The sequence below is a fragment of the Azospira inquinata genome, assembly GCF_018905915.1.
Classification (GTDB): domain Bacteria; phylum Pseudomonadota; class Gammaproteobacteria; order Burkholderiales; family Rhodocyclaceae; genus Azospira; species Azospira inquinata.
Genome location: NZ_CP064782.1, coordinates 1,974,676 through 1,998,152, shown reverse-complemented (window position 1 = coordinate 1,998,152; position 23,477 = coordinate 1,974,676). Strand labels below are relative to the sequence as shown.

The 23,477-nt window shown below is 63.8% G+C and carries 21 protein-coding genes and 1 tRNA gene; 6 read left to right on the top strand and 16 right to left on the bottom strand.

What is annotated here, in order from left to right; genetic code table 11:
* Nucleotides 1–7: 7 nt before the first annotated feature.
* From Azoinq_RS09185 to glnA, 7 genes are all read right to left on the bottom strand, one after another.
* Nucleotides 8–1,372, bottom strand: a complete 1,365-nt coding sequence (locus Azoinq_RS09185; protein ID WP_216129794.1) for a TrpB-like pyridoxal phosphate-dependent enzyme — start codon at nt 1,370–1,372, stop codon at nt 8–10.
* 153 nt (nt 1,373–1,525) lie between these two features.
* Entirely contained in the window at nt 1,526–2,254 is a 729-nt protein-coding gene (locus Azoinq_RS09180) for a type III pantothenate kinase (protein ID WP_216129796.1), read from the bottom strand.
* Complete coding sequence (locus Azoinq_RS09175; protein WP_216129798.1) at nt 2,251–3,063, bottom strand: biotin--[acetyl-CoA-carboxylase] ligase; 813 nt, start codon at nt 3,061–3,063, stop codon at nt 2,251–2,253. Before Azoinq_RS09175 ends, Azoinq_RS09180 begins: the two co-directional genes overlap by 4 nt.
* Nucleotides 3,064–3,210: 147 nt before the next feature.
* Nucleotides 3,211–4,659 carry a nitrogen regulation protein NR(I) gene (gene ntrC, locus Azoinq_RS09170; protein WP_216129799.1) on the bottom strand — a complete coding sequence of 483 codons (1,449 nt, stop codon included), beginning with the start codon at nt 4,657–4,659 and terminating at the stop codon, nt 3,211–3,213.
* A gap of 128 nt (nt 4,660–4,787) precedes the next feature.
* Nucleotides 4,788–5,852 carry a nitrogen regulation protein NR(II) gene (glnL, locus tag Azoinq_RS09165; protein WP_216129800.1) on the bottom strand — a complete coding sequence of 355 codons (1,065 nt, stop codon included), beginning with the start codon at nt 5,850–5,852 and terminating at the stop codon, nt 4,788–4,790.
* 28 nt (nt 5,853–5,880) lie between these two features.
* Nucleotides 5,881–6,351: a DUF4124 domain-containing protein gene (locus Azoinq_RS09160; protein WP_216129801.1), complete on the bottom strand. Its 471-nt coding sequence runs from the start codon at nt 6,349–6,351 to the stop codon at nt 5,881–5,883.
* Nucleotides 6,352–6,501: 150 nt separating this feature from the next.
* Nucleotides 6,502–7,914, bottom strand: a complete 1,413-nt coding sequence (gene glnA, locus Azoinq_RS09155) for a type I glutamate--ammonia ligase (protein ID WP_216129802.1) — start codon at nt 7,912–7,914, stop codon at nt 6,502–6,504.
* Nucleotides 7,915–8,472: 558 nt separating this feature from the next.
* Between glnA and Azoinq_RS09150 the strand changes: the two genes are divergently transcribed.
* Genes Azoinq_RS09150 through clsB form a run of 5 tightly spaced genes read left to right on the top strand, consistent with a single transcriptional unit; the run spans nt 8,473 to nt 14,333 of the window.
* Complete coding sequence (locus Azoinq_RS09150; RefSeq protein WP_216129803.1) at nt 8,473–8,925, top strand: rhodanese-like domain-containing protein; 453 nt, start codon at nt 8,473–8,475, stop codon at nt 8,923–8,925.
* A 38-nt stretch (nt 8,926–8,963) separates the two neighbouring features.
* The gene (nadA, locus tag Azoinq_RS09145) at nt 8,964–10,064 is read left to right on the top strand and encodes a quinolinate synthase NadA (protein WP_216129804.1); all 1,101 of its coding nucleotides are present in this window, start codon (nt 8,964–8,966) and stop codon (nt 10,062–10,064) included.
* A 7-nt stretch (nt 10,065–10,071) separates the two neighbouring features.
* On the top strand, nt 10,072–12,333 hold the full coding sequence (locus tag Azoinq_RS09140) for a bifunctional diguanylate cyclase/phosphodiesterase (RefSeq protein WP_216129805.1): 2,262 nt from the start codon (nt 10,072–10,074) through the stop codon (nt 12,331–12,333).
* Between the two features lie 57 nt (nt 12,334–12,390).
* Nucleotides 12,391–13,161 (top strand): endonuclease/exonuclease/phosphatase family protein, encoded by a 771-nt coding sequence (locus Azoinq_RS09135; protein WP_216129806.1) that lies wholly within the window; start codon nt 12,391–12,393, stop codon nt 13,159–13,161.
* 5 nt (nt 13,162–13,166) lie between these two features.
* Nucleotides 13,167–14,333: a cardiolipin synthase ClsB gene (gene clsB / locus Azoinq_RS09130; RefSeq protein WP_216129808.1), complete on the top strand. Its 1,167-nt coding sequence runs from the start codon at nt 13,167–13,169 to the stop codon at nt 14,331–14,333.
* A gap of 45 nt (nt 14,334–14,378) precedes the next feature.
* Here the strand turns inward: clsB and gluQRS are convergent, their stop codons facing one another.
* On the bottom strand, nt 14,379–15,320 hold the full coding sequence (gene gluQRS, locus Azoinq_RS09125) for a tRNA glutamyl-Q(34) synthetase GluQRS (protein ID WP_332460823.1): 942 nt from the start codon (nt 15,318–15,320) through the stop codon (nt 14,379–14,381).
* Between the two features lie 62 nt (nt 15,321–15,382).
* Here gluQRS and Azoinq_RS09120 point away from each other — a divergent pair, with 62 nt between their 5' ends.
* Nucleotides 15,383–17,317 (top strand): diguanylate cyclase domain-containing protein, encoded by a 1,935-nt coding sequence (locus Azoinq_RS09120; protein WP_216129810.1) that lies wholly within the window; start codon nt 15,383–15,385, stop codon nt 17,315–17,317.
* 362 nt (nt 17,318–17,679) lie between these two features.
* On the opposite strand, the gene ychF is transcribed toward Azoinq_RS09120, so the two are convergent.
* The 8 genes from ychF to lolB all read right to left on the bottom strand — a co-directional run bounded on the left by ychF (nt 17,680) and on the right by lolB (nt 23,475).
* Complete coding sequence (ychF, locus tag Azoinq_RS09115) at nt 17,680–18,771, bottom strand: redox-regulated ATPase YchF (RefSeq protein WP_216129812.1); 1,092 nt, start codon at nt 18,769–18,771, stop codon at nt 17,680–17,682.
* A 129-nt stretch (nt 18,772–18,900) separates the two neighbouring features.
* Nucleotides 18,901–19,488, bottom strand: a complete 588-nt coding sequence (pth, locus tag Azoinq_RS09110) for an aminoacyl-tRNA hydrolase (RefSeq protein WP_216129814.1) — start codon at nt 19,486–19,488, stop codon at nt 18,901–18,903.
* Nucleotides 19,489–19,563: 75 nt separating this feature from the next.
* On the bottom strand, nt 19,564–20,208 hold the full coding sequence (locus tag Azoinq_RS09105; RefSeq protein WP_216129816.1) for a 50S ribosomal protein L25/general stress protein Ctc: 645 nt from the start codon (nt 20,206–20,208) through the stop codon (nt 19,564–19,566).
* Nucleotides 20,209–20,262: 54 nt separating this feature from the next.
* Entirely contained in the window at nt 20,263–21,213 is a 951-nt protein-coding gene (locus tag Azoinq_RS09100) for a ribose-phosphate pyrophosphokinase (protein ID WP_216129818.1), read from the bottom strand.
* A 67-nt stretch (nt 21,214–21,280) separates the two neighbouring features.
* Nucleotides 21,281–21,357: transfer RNA gene (locus Azoinq_RS09095), tRNA-Gln, on the bottom strand.
* Between the two features lie 177 nt (nt 21,358–21,534).
* Nucleotides 21,535–21,816, bottom strand: coding sequence for an STAS domain-containing protein (locus Azoinq_RS09090; RefSeq protein WP_216129820.1), 282 nt, complete (start codon nt 21,814–21,816; stop codon nt 21,535–21,537).
* Nucleotides 21,817–21,997: 181 nt separating this feature from the next.
* On the bottom strand, nt 21,998–22,879 hold the full coding sequence (gene ispE / locus Azoinq_RS09085; RefSeq protein WP_232368449.1) for a 4-(cytidine 5'-diphospho)-2-C-methyl-D-erythritol kinase: 882 nt from the start codon (nt 22,877–22,879) through the stop codon (nt 21,998–22,000).
* Nucleotides 22,876–23,475: a lipoprotein insertase outer membrane protein LolB gene (lolB, locus tag Azoinq_RS09080; protein ID WP_216129822.1), complete on the bottom strand. Its 600-nt coding sequence runs from the start codon at nt 23,473–23,475 to the stop codon at nt 22,876–22,878. The genes ispE and lolB overlap by 4 nt, the downstream gene beginning before the upstream one ends.
* Nucleotides 23,476–23,477: the final 2 nt, after the last annotated feature.

Here is a 23,477-nt window from a genome sequence, read left to right as displayed (position 1 = left end):
ACCTCCCTTAACCCACCTTGGGCAGGTGTTCCAGGGAAGCGCTCACCGCTTCTTCCGGATAGTCGTAGTCTTCCAGCTTGCCGCTGAAATAGCGTTCGTAGGAAGACATGTCGAAGTGGCCGTGGCCGGTGAGGTTGAAGAGAATGACCTTGGGTTCCCCGGTGGCCTTGGCCTTGAGGGCTTCATCAATGGCCACCCGGATGGCGTGACAGGATTCGGGGGCGGGGATGATACCTTCCGCCCGGGCGAACTGGACCCCCGCATCAAAGGTGGCCAGCTGGGGCACGGCCACCGCTTCCACCAGACCTTCGTGGTGAAGCTGGGACACCAGGGGGCTGGCGCCGTGATAGCGCAAACCGCCGGCGTGGATGCCCGGGGGCATGAAGTCGTGGCCCAGGGTGTACATTTTCATGATCGGGGTATAGCCGGAGGCATCCCCGTAATCGTAGGCGTAGGCCCCCTTGGTCAGGGTCGGGCAGGAGGTGGGTTCCACCGCCACGCAGCGCAGCTTTTCCGCCCGCTTGTCCCCCGCCGCCTTGTCCGCCAGGAAGGGGAAGGCAATGCCACCGAAGGAAGAACCGCCCCCACAGGGCCCCACCACCACGTCCGGATATTCGCCGATTTTGTCGAACTGTTTCTTGGCTTCCAGGCCGATCACGGTCTGGTGCAGGAGCACGTGGTTGAGCACGGAACCCAGGGTGTAATTGGTATCAGGCCGGGAAGCGGCTTCTTCCACCGCTTCGGAAATGGCCAGGCCCAGGGAGCCCTGGTTATGGGGATCGGCGGCCAGGGCAGCACGGCCCGCATTGGTCATGTCCGTGGGGCTGGCGAACACCTCCGCGCCCCAGGTCTGCATCATCAGGCGCCGGTAGGGCTTTTGCTCGTAGCTCACCTTGACCATGTACACCCGCACCGGCAGGCCGAACATCTGGCCCGCCAGAGCAATGGAGGAACCCCATTGGCCGGCGCCGGTTTCCGTGGTGAGGCGCTTGATGCCGGCCTGCTTGTTGTAATAGGCCTGGGGCACGGCGGAATTGGGCTTGTGGGAACCGGCGGGGGAAACCCCTTCGTACTTGAAATAGATTTTCGCCGGGGTGCCCAGGGCCTGTTCCAGGCGCACCGCCCGGCACAGGGGGGCGGGCCGCCAGAGGCGGTAGATTTCCCGCACTTCTTCGGGAATGGGAATCCAGCGCTGGGTGGACATTTCCTGTTCCAGAATGGCCCCGGGGAAAATGGCGCTCATGCCCTCCGGCGTCACCGGCTTGCCGTCCGGCCCCAGGGGCGGGGCGGGAGGATTGGTCAAGTCGGCGGCCACGTTGTACCAGTGGGTGGGAATGTCGTTTTGTTCTAGTTGGATGCGCGTGTTTTCCATGGTTCTCCCGATACGGACTGGGCCATTCGGCGGGGCGCGGAGCGTGGCCAAAGGGCATTCAAAACAAACCGGGCACACCAGGGCCCGGCCAAGGGCGAAAGTATAGCGCCGACCGGGCCCGAGCGCCCCGTCCGGCAGGGGGAGGAAAGGGACTCAGGGGGCGTCCTGCTCCGCCACCCGGGCCAGGCCTTCCAGCACCAGATTGTCCAGGCGCAGCACGGGCATTTCCAACAGGGGTGCCAGCAAATCCGCCGTACCGCCGGAAAGGACGCAGGGTGCCTCCGGGGGCAGCTGGCGGTGCAGGCGCTCCACCGCCCCGGCCATGGCCTGGAGGCAGCCGCTCACAATAGCGTCGTGGGTGTTACGGGGCTGGGCCTGCCAATGACCTTCCGCCAAGGGCAGCTGGGCCGCATTGCGATACAGGGATTGGCGCATCAGGTCATAGCCGGGCAGGATAATGCCGCCCCGGAACACGGCCCCCGCCCCTTCCGGGAAGATTAAGTCTCCGGTCATGGCGGTACCCGCATTGACCACCAGACAGGCTCCTCCCACCCGGTGCCAGGCGCCGATCATGGCCGCCCAGCGGTCACAACCCAGGGTCCGGTAATCCTCGTAATCATTGCGCAGACCGGCGCAGGCAGGGGCAGACTGGAACCAGTGGCAGCGGCCTTGCCAGAGGGAGAGGGCCTCCGTAATGGCGGCCCCCAGGGCCGATCCGGCCACATTGGCAAGTAGGGCCCGCGTCACCCCCGGCCATTGGGCCGCCACATGGCGTAATTCCCCGACTTCCGCCAGGGCCAGGGCGCCCCGGTCCCGCCATTGGTCCCCGTCCCGCAGGGCCCATTTGATCCGGGTATTGCCCGCATCCAGAAGAAAAATCATGCGGGCCTCAGGGACAGGTCACCGGCCAGATAGCGCACCACCCGGCCATCCCGCTCCAGCAGCAGGGCCCCGTCCTCATCCGCCCCCCGGCACAGGCCCCGGCCCTGCAACTGGCCGTCCTGCATGAGCACCACGGTCTGGTCTTGCCAGACGTGGTAGCCCTGCCATTCTTCCCGACAGGCGGCAAAGCCTTGGTGACAGAAAACCTCCAGCACCTCGGCTAGGGCATCCAGGAGAGCGGCCATGACGGCGTGGCGCTCCGGCACGGCCCCCAGGCGCTCAGCCAGGGACGCCACGGGCAGGCCCGCACCGGGGGGCAGGCGGGGAGCCTGGAGATTGAGGCCAATACCGATCACCGCCAACATGCCGTCTCCCTGGGCCTGGAGTTCCACCAGAATGCCCGCCAGCTTGCCCCAGCCACCGGCCACGGCGGCCAGCACGTCATTGGGCCATTTGAGCCCCACCCCGTCCGCCCCCAGGCGGGCGCAGGCCCGGGCCACCGCCACCCCCACGGCCAAGGAAAGGCCGGAGAAATGACGGAAATCCCGGGGAAAACGCCATAACAGGGAGAAAGTCAGCCCTTCCTCGGGCCCGGCCAGCCAGGCCCGACCCCGGCGCCCCCGGCCCGCGGTCTGGGCATCCGCCACCACCACGGTGCCAGCGGGAGCCCCGGCCTGGGCCCGGCGGGATAGTTCAGAACTGGTGGAATCGCAGCAATCCAGGGCGTCCACGTCAAAACGCCCGGCGCCCCGGGTCAGGAGCGTTCCCAGGCGAGCCGGATCAAGTAGGGCAGAAGGTTGATGAGCCATGGCCCATTATCCCAAAGCCTGGGGCGGCCATAAAGCACCGCGCCATGGCGGGGCCCGGCGCAGCCACCTTGGGGAAAGGAAGGGGCCCCCATTTCAGGTCCCGGACCGGGCCGCTTCCCCAGGGAAGCCTGCCCCGGGCAGGCCGAATCAGGCCGCCCCGCCCTCGTTCGGGGTGTCCCCCTCTTCCCCGTGGCGACCGCCTTCCAGACCCAGCTCCTGAATTTTCCGGGTGATGGTATTGCGGCCAATGCCCAGGGCCTGGGCCGCCTCGATACGGCGGCCGCCGGTGTGGGCCAGGGCTCGGGAAATGAGGATGCGCTCAAAATCGTCGGAGAGTTTGCCGTGCACCGCAGGGACACCCCGGGCCAGTTGCCGATCCACCTCCGCCGCCAGGGCCTGTTCCCAGCCCCCGGTCACCGGCCCCTCCCCTTCGCTGACGCTTTCCCGCAGTTCCTGGGGCAGGTCACTCACTTCCACCTGCTGGCCGGGAGCCATGACCGTGAGCCAGTGGCAAAGGTTTTCCAATTGCCGCACGTTGCCCGGAAAATCCAGGGACATGAGGAATTTCACCGCCCCGTCGGAGAGGCGCTTGGGTTCGCCCCCCAGTTCCTGGGCGCTCTTGGCGAGGAAGTGGCGGGCCAGCAGGGGAATGTCTTCCCGCCGTTCCCGCAGGGCAGGCAGGCGGATACGGATGACGTTGAGGCGGTGGAACAAATCCTCCCGAAACAGGCCTTCCTTGACCCGGGTTTCCAGATTCTGGTGGGTGGCGGCAATCACCCGCACATTGGCCTTCAGGGGCTGATGGCCCCCCACCCGGTAGTAATGGCCGTCGGACAGCACCCGCAGAAGGCGGGTCTGCAATTCGGAGGGCATGTCACCGATTTCGTCCAGGAACAGGGTGCCCCCTTCCGCCTGCTCGAAACGGCCGCGACGCTGGGCGGCGGCCCCGGTGAAGGCGCCCCGCTCATGACCGAAGAGTTCGGATTCCAGCAGGTCTTTGGGGATGGCCGCCGTGTTGATGGCGATGAAGGGCTTATCCGACCGGGGGCTATGCCGGTGCAGGGCCCGGGCCACCAGTTCCTTGCCGGAACCGGATTCCCCGGTAATGAGCACGGTGGCGTGGCTCATGGCCAGCCGGCCGATGGCCCGGAATACCTCCTGCATGGCAGGTGCCTGACCCAGGATTTCGGGGGTAATCCCCGCTTCCTCAACCGCACCATCCTGGTGCATTGATTCATCCAGGGCCCGGCGTATCAATTCCAGGGCCTGATCCACGTCAAAGGGCTTGGGCAGGTATTCGAAGGCGCCGCCCTGAAAGGCCGCCACGGCACTTTCCAGGTCCGAGTAGGCGGTCATGATAATGACCGGCAGGGCCGGATGGGCTTCCTTGATGCGTTGCAGCAAGTCCAGGCCGGACTGGCCGGGCATGCGGATATCGGAAAGCAGGACCTGGGGCACTTCTCCGGCCTCATCCAGGCAGCTTAGGGCCTCGGTGGCGGAGGCAAAACTTTTGAAGGGGATCTGCTCCCGGGCCAGGGCCTTTTCCAGGACCCAGCGGATGGAGCGGTCGTCATCCACAATCCATACAGGTTTCATCTTTTCCTCAGACATGATGCTTTGGCCTTTACTTAAGCAATTTACCTGCCATGAGTCAGCCGACGGTCAGTCTGCCCCCGACCCGGGAAAGCCCGCCCCCTATGCCTTTGCGCCAAACACCCTGCAAATTACTTGGCCGGGCCGTGGTCCAGGGGCATGCGAATGATGAAACAGGTGCGACCGGGACGGCTTTCACATTCCACCGTCCCCTGATGCTGCTGAATGAAACTCTGGGCCAGGGTGAGCCCCAGACCCGAGCCCCCTTCCCGGCCGGAAACCAGGGGGTAGAACATGCGTTCCCGGATTTCCTCCGGGATACCCGGACCGTTGTCGATGACCTTCAATTCCAGGGCCAGGCGGAAGCGCTTTTTCACCAGGGTGACCTGACGGATAGCCCGGGTGCGCAGCACGATTTCCCCCTTGCCCGCCATGGCCTGGGCCGCATTGCGGGCAATGTTGAGAATCGCCTGGATGAGTTGTTCCCGGTCCCCCACCAGCTCGGGCAAGCTGGTGTCGTAGTCCCGCCGCACCTTGAGCTGACCGGGGAATTCGGCCACCAGCAGGCTGCGTACCCGCTCCAGGATTTCGTGGATATTGACGGAGCCGGGCTGCATGCTGCGATGGGGAGAGAGGAGGCGCTGCATCAGATCCTGGAGCCGGTCCGCCTCCTTAATGATCACCTGGGTGTATTCCCGCAGGCTGGGGTTGTTGAGTTCGTGTTCCAGGAGCTGGGCCGCGCCCCGAATGCCTCCCAGGGGATTTTTGATTTCATGGGCCAGATTGCGGATCAGTTCCCGGCTGGCCTGCTGTTGCTGAATCAGCTGCTCTTCCCGGGTCGCCCGGATTTGCTGGTCGATGGGGCGCAGTTCCAGGAGCAGCTTGGCTCCAGGCACCTCCAGGGGAGTCACGGTGCAGTTCAGCTGCAACACCTCCTGGTCCGGGCGACGCACCTCAATGTTGTAACCGGTGTAGCTCCAGTCATTGGAAACCGCGTTATCCAGGGCTTTTTGCAGCCCCCCCGAATAGGTGATGAGCTGTTGCAGGGGGTGAAAGACCAGGTCCTTGGCGTTGGCGGAAAGCAGGTTTTCCGCCGCCGGATTGACGTAGCAGACGACCTGATCCGCATCCAGGACAATGGTGGCAGAAGACAATAAATCGAGGCCCCGAAAGGCCGTGGGAACAATGGGGTGCATGGGGGGAAGAGGGAGGAGCCAGAGGCCCTTATTTGAGTTTGCTGAGTTCCTTGCGCAGCGCTTCGATATTGCGCTCATGCTGCTGCACCCGGTCCCGGGCGGACTGCAAACGTTCCGGGTTCTTGGCGCCCTGGCCTTCCTGGGCGGAAAGCTCATGACGGGCATCATCCAGGCCCTTCTGCTCACCCGCCAGTTCCTGTTCCAGGATGGTCCGGCGGTCATTATCCCGGGCCTTCTGGGTATCCGCTTCCACCCGGGGGAAACCGGCAGGAGAAGGATTGGCCCGGGCCGCGGCGCGGCTGGAGCTGGAGGCAGAAGAACTGCTGCGGGGCGCCCCGGAGGAACCAGCCGGTTCCAGATAGAGGCGCTTACAGCCGCTACCGCCCCGTTGCAAATTGGAGAAGGTGATATGCCCGGCCCCATCCACACATTTGTAGATGTCGGCCTGGGCCGAAACGGCAAACAAACCCAAAACCACGAGCAGGAAAGGCGCTTTCATTTTCGCTCCATCCAAGAACGGGGGCTAAGTGTAGGGGATGCCCACGGCTTAGGCAAATCGGGGGGAAGCCCCGTCCGGCCGAATTTCTCCAGGCGAGGGACGAAAAAAAAGGACGGGAAACCCCGTCCTTTTCCGACCTAAAGCCGCCGATTAGCAGCTGTAGTACATGTCGAATTCCACCGGGTGGGTGGTCATGCGGAACTTGGTGACTTCTTCCATCTTCAGGCCGATGTAGGCATCGATCCAGTCGTTGGAGAACACACCGCCACGGGTCAGGAATTCCCGATCCTTGTCCAGGTAATCCAGGGCCTGTTCCAGGCTGGAGCACACGGTCGGGATCTTGGCATCTTCTTCCGGCGGCAGATCGTACAGGTTCTTGTCGGCGGCATCCCCGGGGTGCAGCTTGTTTTGCACGCCGTCCAGACCGGCCATCATCATGGCGGAGAAGGCCAGGTAGGGATTGGCGATGGGATCGGGGAAGCGCACTTCGATCCGGCGGGCCTTGGAGGAAGCCACGTAGGGCACGCGGATGGAAGCGGAACGGTTCTTGGCGGAGTAAGCCAGTTTCACCGGAGCTTCGAAGCCGGGGACCAGACGCTTGTAGGAGTTGGTGCCCGGGTTGGTGAGGGCGTTCAGGGCACGAGCGTGCTTGATGATGCCGCCAATGTAGTACAGGGCGAATTCGGACAGACCGGCGTAACCGTTGCCAGCGAACAGGTTTTGCCCGTCCTTCCAGATGGATTGGTGGCAGTGCATGCCGGAACCGTTGTCACCAACGATGGGCTTGGGCATGAAGGTGGCGGTCTTGCCGTATTGGTGGGCCACATTGTGAACCACGTACTTCAGCACTTGGGTCCAGTCGGCGCGGCGCACCAGGGAGTTGAACTTGGTGCCGATTTCGCACTGACCGGCGGTGGCCACTTCGTGGTGGTGCACTTCCACTTCCACGCCGCATTGTTCCAGGGCCAGACACATGGCGGCCCGCACGTCGTTCAGGGAATCAACGGGGGGAACGGGGAAATAGCCGCCCTTGACGGAGGGACGGTGACCGATGTTGCCGCCTTCGATCTTTTCGCCGGAAGCCCAGGCGGCTTCTTCGGAATAGACCTTGCAGAAGGAGCCGGACATGTCCGCATTCCATTCCACGGAATCGAAGACGAAGAATTCGGGTTCGGGGCCGAAGAAGCAGGTGTCACCGATACCGGAGGACTTCAGGTAAGCTTCGGCGCGCTTGGCGATGGAGCGGGGATCCCGGTCGTAGCCCTTGCCGTCGGCAGGTTCCACCACGTCACAGGTCAGCACCAGGGTGGTTTCGTCGAAGAAGGGGTCGATGTAGGCGGTTTCGGCATCCGGCATCAGCAGCATGTCGGAGGCTTGAATCCCCTTCCAACCGGCGATGGAGGAACCGTCAAAGGCATGACCGCTTTCGAACTTGTCTTCGTCAAAAGCGGAGATGGGCACGCCCACGTGCTGTTCCTTACCGCGGGTGTCGGTGAAGCGGAAATCAACGAATTTGACGTCGTTTTCCTTGACCAACTTCATGACGTCTTGAGGGGTTGCCATAGCGCAAAGTCTCCTAAGCAGATACCGGGGATCCGGTGACATTCAAATAAATCCGTGCGGAACCAGTGAGCGAAATCCGTGCCAAAGCCACACAGTCCATAGGCCATTGTGCCATAAGAAAAGATACGGACTTTTACTTTTTTAATGCACCAATAGTGCGCAAATTACCCCAGAGTCGCACCAATAAAGTGCAAGCATCTGATTTTCAGCGTTTCCTGTGCCACCCAGGCCGGCACGGTAAAAACGTCCTCCCGTCCGCACTTTTCCCCGCCATCCACGTCAAAAGAGATAATTGCAACGCCCGCCACCCCCATGCCATGGTGATTACTGCTCAAAGTGGGTGCATTTTGCCCCGAGACCGCCTTTTTGAAGCCTTTTCGCCCCAAACGGGGTTTTTCACCCAACTCGCCGCCCTGCCCCGGGCTCAATGCGCCCGGGTAGGCATTGTTTTATAATCCCCCCTCGCTGCCCTTATTTTTCCACTCCCGGGCCGGTGGCCCTCCAGGCCACCCCTGGGCCGGGAAATTCCCCAACCCCTTTTGCCTGATGGACCACACCATGGGAAAACTCGCCGACCTCCTGGCTTTGGCCCAGAACCGCGCCAAGGAACTCAATCTTCCCTACGCTGGCGCCCTCACGCCCGCCGAGGCCCTGATGGTGTGGCAAAGCGCCCCCGGGGCCAAGCTGGTGGATGTACGTACCCGGGCCGAGCAGGACTGGGTGGGCCGGGTGCCCGAGGCGGTGGAAATCGAGTGGAACATCTATCCGGGGGGCACCCCCAACCCCCATTTTCTGCAACAGCTGAAGGCCCGGGTGGATACGGAATCCCTGGTCATGTTCCTGTGCCGCAGCGGCGGCCGCTCCAATATGGCGGCCACGGCAGCGGCGGCGGCCGGTTACGGCAGCAGCTACAACATCCTGGAAGGCTTTGAAGGGGACCGGGATGCCAAAGGCCAACGCAATCACATCGGCGGCTGGCGTCATGCCGGCCTGCCCTGGACCCAAAGCTGAGGCTTTTGCCCCAGGCCCCCGGAGAATTCGAGAATCCCATGCAAACAGCCACCATCGCTTTCGACCGCTTCAATGAAATGCAGGACGAGGATTGCCAGGAACGCATTCTCGCCGCCCGCGCCCGTCTGGGGAAAAAGGCCGTCCTCCTCTGTCACCACTATCAGCGGGCTGATGTTTATCGCCACGCGGACCTCACCGGCGATTCCCTGAAACTGTCCCGTCTGGCCTCCCAGACCGATGCGGAATACATCGTTTTCTGCGGCGTCCATTTTATGGCGGAAGTGGCGGACATCATGTCCAAGGCCGGACAGACGGCCATCCTGCCTGACCTGGCGGCGGGCTGTTCCATGGCGGACATGGCCAATCTGGCCAAGGTGGAACGGTGCTGGCGGGAACTGGGGGAAGTGCTGGGAGATGTGGATGCCCAGGTCACCCCGGTCACCTACATCAATTCCGCCGCCGACCTGAAAGCCTTCTGCGGCGACCACGGGGGTATCGTCTGCACCTCCTCCAACGCCGGCACCATTGCCCAATGGGCCTTCGCCCAGCGGGAAAAGGTGCTGTTTTTCCCGGATCAGCATCTGGGCCGCTGGACCGGCTACAACCTGGGCATTCCCCTGGGGGACATGGCGGTCTGGGACCCGGATCAGGAAAACGGCGGCCTTACCCCGGAACAAATCCGTCAGGCCAAGATTCTCCTGTGGAAGGGCCATTGCTCGGTGCACCAGATGTTCCAGGCCAGCCATATCGAGCGCTTCCGCAAGGAACATCCGGATGGGCGGGTCATCGCCCACCCGGAGTGCAATTTCGACGTTTGTAAACTGGCCGATCAGGTAGGCTCCACGGAAGCCATCGTCAAAACCATCAAGGAAGCTCCGGCGGGCAGCCGCTGGCTGGTGGGCACAGAACTGAATCTGGTAAACCGGCTGGCGGAAGAAGTGAAGCCCCAGGGCAAAATCGTCCAGTTCATGGCCCCCACGGTATGCATGTGCTCCACCATGCAGCGCATTGATCCCCAGCATCTGGCCTGGACCCTGGAAAATCTGGCGGACGGCAATGTGGTAAACGCCATCCGGGTGCCGGAGCATGAGGCCAAACTGGCTCGCATCGCTCTGGACCGCATGTTGGCGGTTTCCTGAGCCGCCCATGGCCACCCTGTCCCCCCCGCCCCTGCCCACCCCCTTCGCCTCCGAATCCGGGGTGGATTACTGCCAGCTGTCTCCCGCTGAGCAGGAAACCCTGCTTAACCTGCAACAGTCCATTCTGGAATCCGTGGCCCGGGGACAGGACCACCTGGAAACCATCAACAGCGTCTGTGGCCTGGAAGAACAGCTGCTCCCCAATGCGGCGGCCTCGGTCATGCTGCTCGACCCCACCGGTTGCAGACTGAATGTATACGCCGCACCCAGCCTCACCCCGGAAAGCCGGGCCCGGCTCAACGGCCTGGTGCCGGGCCCCTGCGCCGGTTCTTGCGGCAATGTGATCTATCGCCAGGAACCGGTCTATGTGCCGGACACCCTGACCGACGATCGCTGGAAGGACCTGCGCCAGCTGGCCATCGACTTCAAGATCATGGCCTGCTGGTCCATGCCCATCCGTAGCCAGGGCGGGCGCGTCGTGGGCACCTTCGCCCTCTCCAGCTTCGAGCATCGTAACCCCAGCCCTTTCCACAAAAAGCTTCTGGAAATCGGCGCCTCCATTATCGGCATCGTTCTGGACCGGAACCGGCAGGACGAATCCCTGCGCCTCCTGCACAAGGCTTTTGAAAGCAGCAGCGAAGGCATCATGGTGACTGATGCCTCCCGGTGCATTCTTTCGGTCAACCGGGCCTTCACCCAGACCACGGGCTATTCCCAGGAGGAAGTCCTGGGCCAGACCCCCAAGCTCCTTTCTTCGGGCAAGCATGACCGGGCCTTTTACCAGCAGATGTGGGAAGCCCTGATCCACCACGGGCACTGGCAGGGGGAACTGTGGAACCGGCGCAAGAATGGGGAAATTTATCCCCAGTGGTCCAGTATTTCCGTGGTTCGGGACAGCTCCGGTCAGGCCACCAATTACCTGGCCGTCTTTTCCGACATCACGGAACGCAAGGACGCCCAGGCCCAGATCGATTTCCTCGCCCACCACGACCTGCTCACCGAACTGCCTAACCGGCTCCTGCTCCAGGAAAAAGCCCGGGAGGCCATCGCCAAGGCCCAGCGCAGCGGCCGGGGCTTCGCCCTGCTCTGCCTGGATCTGGACCATTTCAAGACCATTAATGACTCCCTGGGCCATGCAGTGGGCGATGCCCTGCTGCGGGCCGTGGCCAAGCGCCTAGCCCACTGCCTGGGAGAAGACGAGCTGGTGAGCCGCCAGGGGGGAGACGAATTCCTCATGCTCCTGGCCGCCGCATCTGCCGCCGACCTGAGCCGTCAGCTGGAAAAAATTCTCGGGGAAATTTCCCGGCCCTTCCCCCTGGGCACCCAGGAACTGGTCACCTCCGCCTCCATCGGCGTGGCCTGCTATCCGGGGGATGGGACGGAGGTGGGCAAGCTCATCCAGCGGGCCGATACGGCCATGTACCACGCCAAGGAAGCGGGACGGAACACCTATTCCTTCTTCGACCCCAGCATGAACGCCAATGCCACCGCCAATCTGCGCCTGCGCAACGAGCTGGGGCGGGCCCTGGAGCGGGGGGAATTCGTCCTCCACTACCAGCCCCAGGTGTGCCTCAGCACCGGCGCCGTGGTGGGAGCGGAAGCCCTGGTCCGCTGGCAGCACCCGGAACTGGGGCTGCTGTCCCCGGTACGCTTCATCGGCCTGGCGGAAGACACGGGCTTTATCGTGCCCCTGGGGGCCTGGGTATTGCAGGAAGCCTGCCGTCAGGCGGTGCGCTGGAACAAATCCGGCCACCCGGGCCTGACCATGGCGGTGAATCTCTCCGCCATTCAGTTCAAGCGGGGCAATCTCCAGCACACGGTATTGGAAGCCCTGGCCCAGAGCGGTCTGCCCCCTACCCAGTTGGAACTGGAACTGACCGAATCCATCCTCATCGACGATACGGAAACCGTGCTGGAAACCCTGGCCCATCTGCGCAGCCAGGGCATCCGCCTGTCCGTGGATGATTTCGGCACCGGCTACTCCAGCCTGGCCTACCTGAAACGCTTTGCCGTCCATAAGCTGAAAATCGACCAGTCCTTCGTGCGCAATATGGCCAACGACGGGGACGACACGGCCATCGTCCGGGCCATTATTCAGATGGCCCAGAGCCTGGGCCTGGAAACCATTGCGGAAGGGGTGGAAGACCAGCGCCTGCCCCAATTGCTGCGGGACTACGGCTGTCAGCAGGCCCAGGGCTACCTCTACGCCAAGCCCCTGGCGGCGGAAGCCTTCGCCGCCTTTCTGGAAAAGGCCCCCGCCCGGCCCTGAGGGCTTGACCGGACGCCCCCGGAGCCCGGCGCCGGGCCTTGGCTTATACTCTTTGCCATGACTACCCCCCGCAAGCTCCCCCAACTCCACGTCGCCACCTACAACATCCACAAGGGCTTCACCCAGTTCAACCGCCGGGTGATGGTCCATGAGCTGCGGGACTGTCTGCGGGAGCTGGCTCCGGACGTGGTCTTTCTCCAGGAGGTCCAGGGCCTGCACCGGGGCCACGCAAAAAAACTGGAGGACTGGCCGGAGGAACCCCAGCACAAATTCCTGGCGGAAGATGTCTGGCAAGCCACGGCCTATGGCCGCAACATGGTCTATCACGGCGGCCACCACGGTAACGCCATCCTCTCCCGCTACCCCATTCTGTCCTCGGAAAACCAAGACGTTTCCCAGCACCAGTTCGAACGCCGAGGTCTGCTCCACGCCATTATCCAGGTGGCGGGCTGGGAAGTGCCCCTGCATTGCATCTGCGTCCATCTGTCCCTGTTCGGGCGCAGCCGACGCAAGCAGATGGAGTCCCTGGCAGACCGGGTGGAAGGCTTGGTGCCCCCCGAATCTCCCCTGATCATCGCCGGGGACTTTAACGACTGGCGCAACAAGGCGGACGACCTGCTAGCGGAACGGCTCCATCTCACGGAAGTGTTCGGCGGCGCCGCCGGCCAGCCGGTGCGCAGTTTTCCCTCAACCCTGCCCCTGCTGCGCTTAGACCGGATCTATGTGCGGGGCTTCCACGTGCATCGGGCGGAAGTCCATTTCGGCGAGCCCTGGTCCCAGCTCTCGGACCACGCCGCCCTCTCCGCCCGTCTTACCCTGGCCCCCTGAGCCCCATGGCGGAATTCCTCCCCGGCAACCGGCTGCGCCTCCTCAACAGCGGCGGGGAATATTTTCCCGCCCTGCTCCAGGCCATTCGGGAAGCGGAGAAAGAAATCCACCTGGAAACCTACATTTTCGAAAATGACGCCACCGGCCGCCACATCGCTGCCGCCCTGGGGGAAGCGGCCCGCCGGGGCATTACCGTGCGTCTGCTGGTGGACGGCTTTGGCGCCCGGAGCTTTCCCCAAACCCTGATGCCCCAGTTGCTGGCCGCCGGGGTCCAGGTACTCATCTTCCGCCCGGAACTAGCCCCCTGGCGCCTGCGCCGCCACCGGCTGCGACGGATGCATCGGAAGATCGCCGTGGTGGATGCCCGTATCGCCTTCGTGGGTGGCATCAACATCATCGATGACATGAACACCCCCCACCAGGTGCCGCCCCGCTACGACTACGCCATTCAGGTGGAAGGGCCGCTCCTGGCCCCCATCCACCGGACCGTGGGGCGGCTTTGGGAAATGGTGGTGTGGGCCAATTTCCGCCACCGCTACCACAACACCTCCCGGCTCATCGCCCAGACTTACCCGGCTGGTCACCAGTGGGCCGCCTTCGTCACCCGGGACAACATCCGCCACCGGGGGGAAATTGAGAACGCCTATCTGGAGGCCATCAACAGCGCCCGGGAGGAAGTGCTGCTGGCCAACGCCTACTTCCTCCCCGGGGCCCGCTTCCGCCATGCCCTGGCGGCCGCCGTGGGCCGGGGGGTCAAGGTCACCGTGCTATTACAGGGCCGGGTGGAATACCGGCTGCTCCACTACGCCTCCCAGGCCCTCTACGGCTTCTTCCTGGGAGCCGGGGTGCGTATTTTCCTTTACCAGCGCAGCTTTCTCCACGCCAAGGTGGCGGTGGTAGACGGCCAGTGGGCCACGGTGGGCTCCAGCAACATCGACCCCTTCAGCCTGCTCCTGGCCCGGGAGGCCAATGTACTGGTTCGGGATCAGCAGTTCGCCAAGGAATTAAAGGACAGCCTGCATCAGGCCATGGCGGAAGGGGCCCGGGAACTGCCGGCCCAACGCTGGAAGCGCCTGCCCCTCTATTCCCGTCTGCTGCGCTGGTCCTGCTATGCCCTGGTGCGGCTGGCCATCGGCCTGGCCGGCTACGGGGGCCGGGAATTCCGCCAATAGGCGTTTTTCCCCCTATTTTCCCGCCTCGGCCCAACTTCTCCCGCTTCAAGCCATCCCATCTGGCCAGTAACGGCCACGCACGGCGGGCACCCGGGCCAGGTCCCAGTGGGCCAGACTCCAGGCCCAGAAATCCGCCAGACTCCCCCCCTCCTCCCGGGGCGCTTCCTGCCCCAGAAAAGCCCAGGCCTGCCACAGGGTGGGCAGAGGCCGCTCCCGATCCAGGCCCCGGGCCCGGGTTTGCTTGGAGAGCTTTTCCCCCCGGGCATTGGTCACCACAGGCAAATGCACATAGGCGGGCCGGGGATAACCCAGGCAATCCTGGAGGTAAAGCTGGCGGGGAGTGGAATCCACCAGATCCGCGCCCCGCACCACCCGGTTGATGCCCTGAAAGGCGTCATCCACCACCACCGCCAGCTGGTAGGCGTACTGGCCATCGGCCCGGCGCAGGACAAAATCCCCCACGGCCAGGCCCAGGTCATGGCCCAAATCCCCTAGAAGACCATCCTGAATGCCGTAATAGCGGTCCGGCACCGCCAAACGCCAGGCCCGGGGCCGACGTCCCGGGGCCAGGCCCCGGCGGCAACGGCCATCGTAGCGGGGCGCCCCATCCACGGAAAGACCGCCTCCGGCCGCCTGAACCTCCTTGCGGGAACAGCCGCAGGGATAGGCCAGCCCCGCCGCCACCAGGCGTTCCAGGGCCACGCCATAGGCATCTAGGCGCTGACTCTGGTAGAGTACGGGGCCGTCCCACTGGAAGCCAAAGGCCTCCAGGGTCCGGAGGATATCCGCCGCCGCCCCGGGCACCGTCCGGGGCCCATCCACATCCTCCATCCGCAGCAGCCATTCCCCTCCCCGGCTGCGCGCCTCCAGATAACTGCCCAGTGCCGCCACCAGGGACCCGAAATGCAAAGGTCCGCTGGGCGTCGGGGCAAAACGCCCCCGATAGGTCACCGGCGGAGACGGGGGCATCAGGGCAAGACTGGACAAGGGAACGGACCGGGAGGAAGAGGATCGGAGACAGTTTCCAGTTTACCCTGCCCACCCCGCCCATGCACCCAGCCCGCCATCGCCCCCCCACCCATCCCCGGCTCCAGCAAGCCCGGGAAGACGGACTCAGCCTGCTCTACAGCGGCATGCCCATCTCCCTGATCCTGATGCTGTTCCTGGGGGTAGCCACGGCCTTCGCCCTGGCCCTGGAAGGCCAGTCCCGGGCCTGGCTCTGGCCCCTGGTGAGCGCCGGGCTGAGTGTCAGCGTCCATGCCCTGTTGTCCCTCCGTTTTCGCCTACGCTGCTCGGGAGAAGCCCATGGAAGCTGGCAGGCTATCTCCGCCCTGAGCCTGGGCTTTCAGGGACTGGCCTGGTCCGCCCTGGCTTGGCTGCCCCTGGGCCTGACCCCACCGACCCAGATGCTCCTGGCCCTGGGCATCGCCAGCTGCCTTGCCCTGATCAACGCCTTTCCCCTATTCGGCTGCGCCCCCGCCTACACGGCCTTCATGGCCGCCCTGTTCCTGCCCCTGGCCCTGCGCATCGCCCTCCTGTATTCGGCGGGGGCCTGGCTCATTCTGGTGGGCAGTGCCGTCCTCGGCGCCCTCCTGGCCTGGGCCTTCACCCGCCAGCACCACCGGCTCCTGCAAGCCTTCGCCCACCATCGGCTGACCCAGGATTTACTGCGCCAGCAGCGGGTGATTTTTGAGTCCGCCGGGGAAGGCATTCTCCTTCTGCGCCCGGCCCCCCATCACACGGTAAAAAGTAACCCCCGCTTTGCCCAGATGCTGGGTTATGAGCCGGGGGAGCTGAAGGGAATGCCCCCCTGGGAATGGCTACCGGAAACGGAAGACTGGCACCAACTGGACGAAGCCGCCCGGACCGCCATAGGCACGGAACGCCGCCCCTTCCATGGGGAAATGGAGCTCAAACGCAAGGACGGTAGCCGCTTCTGGGCCGAAGTATCGGGCCGCCTGGTAGCTCCGGAAGCCCCGGAACTGGGCACGGTCTGGGTGGTCTCGGACGTTACGGAGCGGCGCCGCAATCAGGAGGAACTGGCCCGCTCCCAGCAGCGCCTGCGGGATCTGATCGCCCTCTCCTCCGACCTCTATTGGGAACAGGATGGCCAGTTCCGCTACACCACCCTGGAAGGGGCTCAGGACTTGCTGGACCACCTGGGCACCCCCCGCTTCCTGGGCAAGGCGGACTGGGAAATCCGGGGCCTGCGGGGCATTGCGGAAGCGGCCTGGGACAAGCATCGCCAGCGCCTGGAGCGCCACGAGCCGTTCCGGAATTTTATCTACCAGATGAAGGGCATGGATGGCAGCTTCCGCTGGCTATGTTCCAGCGGCAACCCGGTTTTGGACGGGGATGGGCATTTCCAGGGCTACCACGGCACCGTCTCCGACATCACCACCCGGGTCCAGACCGAGGCCAAATACCGGCACCAGGCCTACCACGACACCCTCACCGGCCTGCCCAACCGGCGCCTGCTGGCGGACCGGCTGGATCAGGCCATCTTCACCGCTCGCCGCAAGGAACACAAGGTAGCCCTGCTGCTCTTGGACCTGGATCGGTTCAAACAGGTGAATGACCGCTACGGCCACGCTGCCGGAGACCGGGTCCTGGAAACCCTGGCCCAGCGCCTGCGCAATGCGGTGCGGGGCATGGACACGGTGGCTCGCCTGGGAGGGGACGAATTCGTCATTCTCCTGCCGGAAATCCGGGAGTTAGGGGAAGCGGAAATCGTGGCGGAAAAAATACTCCAGATCACCGACATGCCCGTGCTCCACGACCAGCACCAATACCAGGTGGGCGCCAGTATCGGCATCAGCCTCTACCCGGACCACGGAGAAAACAGCGAAACCCTCCTGAACCGGGCCGATTTCGCCATGTACGCCAGCAAACAACGGGGCGGCCAGCAGACCCGGGCCTTTCACGAAGACGGGGATTCCGAGGGACCGGAGGGAGCCCCGGAAGAAAATCAAAACAGCCACTAAGGACCGGGCCATTCCCTTCCCGAGCCGCGCCCCCCCAAGGATAGGCCCCCCTCCGGTTCTGGAATGTCCATGCCCTTTCACAAACCGCTTTCCCGACAGCCGGTGGAAAAGCCCTGGCGTTATCCCACCGCTTTACTCAGGAACGGCAAAGCAAACGCTAGCGGGAAAAACGCAGCACCACGCCAGTCCGCCGCTTCCACTCCCCAAAAAGAAAAACCCCGCCGTAGCCAACGCTACAACGGGGTTTCCCGGTCAGGAGAGGAGTCGAAAAAACGGGGGAAGAGCTTATCCCAGGCCGGAGCCCATACCTCGCTAATTAGACGTTAAAGATTCACGAACGACGTAAGAACAGAGCTTTCTACTTAAACGTTGAACAGGAAGTTCATCACGTCCCCGTCCTGCACCACGTAATCCTTGCCTTCGGCCCGCATTTTGCCCGCTTCCTTGGCTCCCTGTTCCCCGCCACAGGCGATGAAGTCGGCAAAGGCAATGGTTTGGGCGCGAATGAAGCCTTTTTCGAAGTCGGTGTGGATCACCCCGGCGGCCTGGGGCGCGGTGTCGCCCTTGTGGATGGTCCAAGCCCGGACTTCCTTCACCCCGGCGGTGAAATAGGTTTGCAGGCCCAGGAGGTCGTAGCCAGCCCGGATCACCCGGTTCAGCCCCGGCTCTTCCAGCCCCAGATCGGCCAGAAAAGCCGCCTTGTCCTCATCTTCCAGATCCGCCAGCTCCGCTTCGATCTTGGCGCAAACGGCCACCACGGGGGCGTTTTCGGCAGCGGCAAAAGCCCGCAGCCGGTCCAAGTGGGGATTGTTCTCGAAGCCGTCTTCCAACACGTTGCCCACGTACATGGCGGGCTTAATGGTCAGCAGGCAGAGGGGCTTGAGCAGGGCCACTTCGTCCTTGCTCAGGCCCAGGGTACGGGCAGGCTTGCCTTCGTTCAGGTGGGGCAGGAGCCTTTCCAGGACGGGCACCAGCTTCTGGGCTTCCTTGTCCCCGGCCTTGGCCTTTTTGCTATCCCGGTTGAGAACCCGTTCCACCACTGCCAGGTCCGCCAGGGCCAGTTCGGTGACAATGGTTTCAATGTCCGCGATGGGGTCCACCCGGCCGGAAACGTGGACCACGTTGGCATCGTCAAAGCAGCGCACCACATTGACGATGGCGTCCGTTTCCCGGATGTTGGCCAGGAACTGGTTGCCCAGGCCTTCCCCCTTGGAGGCGCCAGCTACCAGCCCGGCGATATCCACGAATTCCACAATGGCGGGCTGAATTTTCTGGGGCTTAACGATGGCAGATAGCCCCGCCAGCCGGGGATCGGGCACTTCCACGATGCCCACATTGGGCTCAATGGTGCAGAAGGGATAGTTTTCCGCCGCAATGCCCGCTTTGGTCAGGGCGTTGAACAGGGTGGATTTGCCCACGTTGGGCAGGCCGACGATGCCGCATTTCAGGCTCATGAAAATTCCTCGCTGACGGGATTCCCGGAGGAATCCCCTGCCGTCCGGAGGGCCCCGAACGGGATGACTGACAAAGGGAGAAGGGCGGCGGGCCCTTCTGGGTAAGCGCTATTGTAGCCGGAGCCGGACCTAGACTGCCTTGCCGTGCAACTGCTGCTGGGCCGCGGCAAAATCCCCGGCGGCCAGGAGGGGCCAGGCTAGGAGACAGCGGTCCAGGGCCCGGTCGATTTCTGCCTGCTCCTCAGCCCGGGGGCGGTGCAAAACAAAATCCACCACTTCCTGATTCAGGCCCAGGGAACGGGGATGGCCCGTCCCCAGGCGCAGGCGCCAAAAATTGGGGCTGCCCAGGGCGGCCTGGATGTCCTTCAAGCCGTTATGCCCCCCGTTGCCACCGCCCTGTTTCAGGCGGATACCCCCCGGGGGCAGGTCCAGCTCATCGTGGACCACCAGAATTTCTTCCGGGGCGATTTTATAAAACCGGGCCAAAGCCCCCACGGCCTGGCCCGACTTGTTCATATAGGTCCCGGGCTCCAGAAGCCAGCGCTCTCCCGCCTTGGCCACCAGGCCGAAGAAGGATTTTTGGGGGGCCAGGGAAACATGGAGTTGGTCGGCCAGTCGGTCCACCAGCCAGAATCCGGCGTTATGCCGGGTATCCGCATAATTGGGACCGGGGTTGCCCAAACCGACGATAAGACGGGGAGGACAGGCAGTTGCCATTGAACGGGCTTCCTACAAAAACAAACCGCCGCGGGCACCGGAGTGCCAGGCGGCGGTTCTATGGGCGGACGAAACTCAGGCCGCGGGAGCAGCGGGAGCGGCGCCTTCAGCCGCAGGAGCGGCAGCAGCAGCGTCGGCCGCTTCGTCTTCAGCCGTGGCACGCACGGACAGGATGGTGGCCACCACCGGGTCTTCGCCGTGCAGACCGGCGCTGACGCCCTTGGGCAGCTTCAGATCGCTGACGTGCAGGGAGTGACCGGCGTGCAGATCCTTCAGATCCACTTCCACGAATTCGGGCAGATCGGCGGGCAGACAGGCGATTTCCAGATCGGTCATGGTGTGGGAAACGATGCCACCGGATTCCTTCACCCCCGGAGCGATTTCCGCATTAACAAAGTGCAGGGGCACCTTGATGTGCAGCTTTTGCTTGGGATCGACCCGTTGGAAATCCACGTGCAGGACGATGGCCTTGTAGGGGTGGACTTGGGAATCCCGCAGCAGAACCATTTGCTTTTGACCATCCACGATCAGATTCAGGATGGAAGAGTGGAAGGCTTCCTTGCGCAGGTTCAGGTAGATGTCGTTGTGGTCCAGTTGCACGGTTTCCGGGGCCAGGCCGGCGCCGTAAACAATGGCAGGGACCTTCTTGGCACGGCGCAGGCGGCGGCTCGCTCCGGTACCCTGTTCCGTACGCTTTTCAGCTTTGATGTCGATGGTCATAAAGACTCCAGGTAATTGACCTTGCCCGCGACCAGGCAAGGGGTTGAAAAAAACTTATTCGATGAACAGGGAAGACACGGAGTCTTCGTTGCTGATGCGGCGAATGGTTTCCGCCAGCAGGTCCGCCACGGAAAGCTGGCGGATACGGGAGCAATTGGCGGCCTCATCCCGCAGGGGAATGGTGTCGGTGACCACCAGTTCATCCAGATCAGAGCTATTCACCCGTTCCACGGCGGGGCCGGACAGCACCGGGTGGGTACAGTAGGCCAGCACCCGCTTGGCGCCCTTTTCCTTCAGGGCCGTGGCAGCCTTGCACAGGGTGCCGGCCGTATCCACGATGTCGTCCATGATCAGGCAGGTGCGATCCCGCACGTCGCCGATGATGTTGGCCACTTCGGCCACATTGGCCTTGGGACGGCGCTTGTCGATGATGGCCAGATCACATTCCATGCGCTTGGCCAGGGAACGGGCCCGGACCACACCGCCGTGGTCGGGGGAAACCACCATCAGATTGTCGTAGCTGTGCTTGCGGATATCCTCAAGCATGATCGGCAGACCGTAGATGTTATCCACCGGAATGTCGAAGAAACCTTGGATTTGTTCCGCGTGCAGGTCCATGGTCATGACCCGGCTGACCCCGGCGGCGGTGAGCAGATCGGCCACCAGCTTGGCGGCGATGGGCACCCGGGCGGAACGGGAGCGGCGGTCCTGACGGGCGTAACCGAAATAGGGGATGGCAGCGGTGATGCGGCGGGCGGAGGCGCGTTTCAGGGCATCCACCAGCACCAGAATTTCCATCAGATTGTCGTTGGTGGGAGCGCAGGTGGATTGGAGCACGAAGACGTCGTGGCCCCGCACATGTTCCTCAATTTCCACGCTCACTTCCCCGTCGGAGAAGCGGCCCACCTTGGCGCGCCCCAGGGGCAGGCCCAGACGATCAACAACATGAGACGCCAGCTTCGGATTGGCGTTACCGGTAAAGACCATCAAGCTATCGAAGCTCATTTGGGGGCGCCCCTAGAAAAGCAAGACGGGCAGGAAATTCCTGCCCGTTTTTTATCGCAAAGTTCTTTGGCTGGGGAGGAAGGATTCGAACCTTCGCATGCCGGAATCAAAATCCGGTGCCTTAACCAACTTGGCGACTCCCCAGTAACCACAACCGGCTGAGCATCCCGTGAATCTTGCTGGGTGCCCAGGCTAGAAATCGAAGCTGGTGATGGGAAAGCAGCTCAACACCAGCGAGGCGCGCATATTACCGAACTTTTTTCCGGGAGGCAAACCCTTTGGCAAAAATTTCCCCGCACCGGGGACGCTTTTGCCTCGCCCTCAGGCCTTACGTCCGCCCCGGCTCCCCTTAACGGCCGGGGCCACAAAGGGAGACCACACCGTTTCCGGCAAGGCCCGACGTACCAGTTCATTGATCCGGGCCAGGCGCACCCCGTCGCCCCCCAGATGGAGGAAGGTGAGCAGCAGGTGGGCGCCGCTGGCGTCGATTTCCGACACCCCGGACAAATCCACCCGGAAACGGCGGTAGCGGCGCAGGGCGTCGAACACCCGATCCTCCAGCTGGCGGGATTGGTCCAGGGTCAACGGACCATCAAACACCATCCGGCATTCCCCGCCACATGTGGATTCACTGGAGACCTGCACCGACATTGCCACCACCCTCTGCCAAAAATCAAAAACCGACGAACCTACGCTCGTGGCTTTACATTATGACGACAGCGGCTAGAAAAACCTATTGGACTTTTGGCATAAACCCGGCGCTAAGCCAGGAAACACGGGCTTCTCAGTCAGAAGCCAGGGCGTGGAGCGGATGCTGGGCCAGCCCCCGACTGAGCCAGCCCCGCCAGCCCGCCGGCAGCTGGGCCAAGGCCTTGTCCCCCTGCTCCCGGTGGTTCAGGGGCACGAAGATGCAGGCGCCGGAGCCGCTCATGGCGGCGGGGCCCCAGGAGCGCAACCAGGCCAGATGTTCGGCCACCGCGGGGAAATGGCGGCAGGCCACCGCTTCCAGATCGTTGTGGCCCCAGCCTTCCCGCCAATCGGCGGGGCGGATGGAGGGCGTATTCCGCACCAGATCCGGGTCGGTAAAGATGGCGGCGGTGGGCACCCCCACCGGGGGCTCCAGCACTAGATACCAGGGGTCTCCCACGGCCACCGGGGTGAAGGCTTCCCCCACCCCTTCCCCAAAGGCGCTGCGGCCGTAAATGAAAAAGGGCACATCCGCCCCCAGGGTGAGCCCCAGGACTTGCAGCCGAGTTCGGGAAAAGCCCAGACCCCAGAGGTGGTTGAGGGCCAGGAGAACCGTGGCCGCATCCGAGCTGCCGCCCCCCAGGCCGCCCCCCATGGGCAGATGCTTTTCCACCCGGATATGGGCCCCGGGACAGCGACCGGGCCCGGCGGCTTCCTGGAGCAGGCGGGCCGCCCGAACGGTGAGGTCCTGCTCCGGCGCCACCCCGGGAAGGGGGGTATCCAGAACAATGCGGCCATCTTCCCGGGGGGAAAAGCCCAGCACATCCCCCCGATCCAGGAGGCGGAAGACGGTCTGCAACAGGTGGTAGCCGTCCCCACGGCGCCCTACCACGTGGAGAAAGAGATTGAGTTTGGCGGGAGCCGGATAGGCGCTGTCCCAGGTCCAGAGGGCGGTATTGCCCGGCACCGGAGCGCTCACGGTTCGCCCCCCTCCAGACGCCAGGCGTCGAAATGGAGGCGCAGCTCCACTTCTTCCCCGTAGCGGGCGGTCATGGACAGGGGCAGGGCATCCGCCGCCTCATCCCCATAGCCGTATTCCACTTCCCAGCCCGATTCGGTAAAACGCCGTACCCGGCCGATGGCGTCCCGGCGCACCCCAGTGCCGGGTACGGTGCGGGCCAGCAGCCATTCGGACATGTGGCGCAGGGGCAGTTCGTAACCCAGCACCTCCCGCACCAGGGCGCCGCCGTCCGCCGCCTGGTAATAGCGGTGGTCGGCGGTGGTGAGCCGGGCGCCGGATTCATCTTGGACAATTTCCGCCGCGCCCTGGCCCAGGGGGGACATGAGCAACACCTCGTCCCGGCCCTGGCGATGGTCCCAGGTCAATTTTCCCGCGTAGCTTTTCGTTTCCTGGCGCAGGGCGAAGCGGCCTTCCACATAGAAGTCCTCAATGCGGCTCCGCTCCCCCACCGGGCCTTGCACCGTGGGACCGGTCTGGGCGCAGCCCGCCAGACCCAGGGCCACACCCAGGCCCAGGCCGAGAAAATGGCGCCGTCCCCGGCCCCCTGCCGCCATGC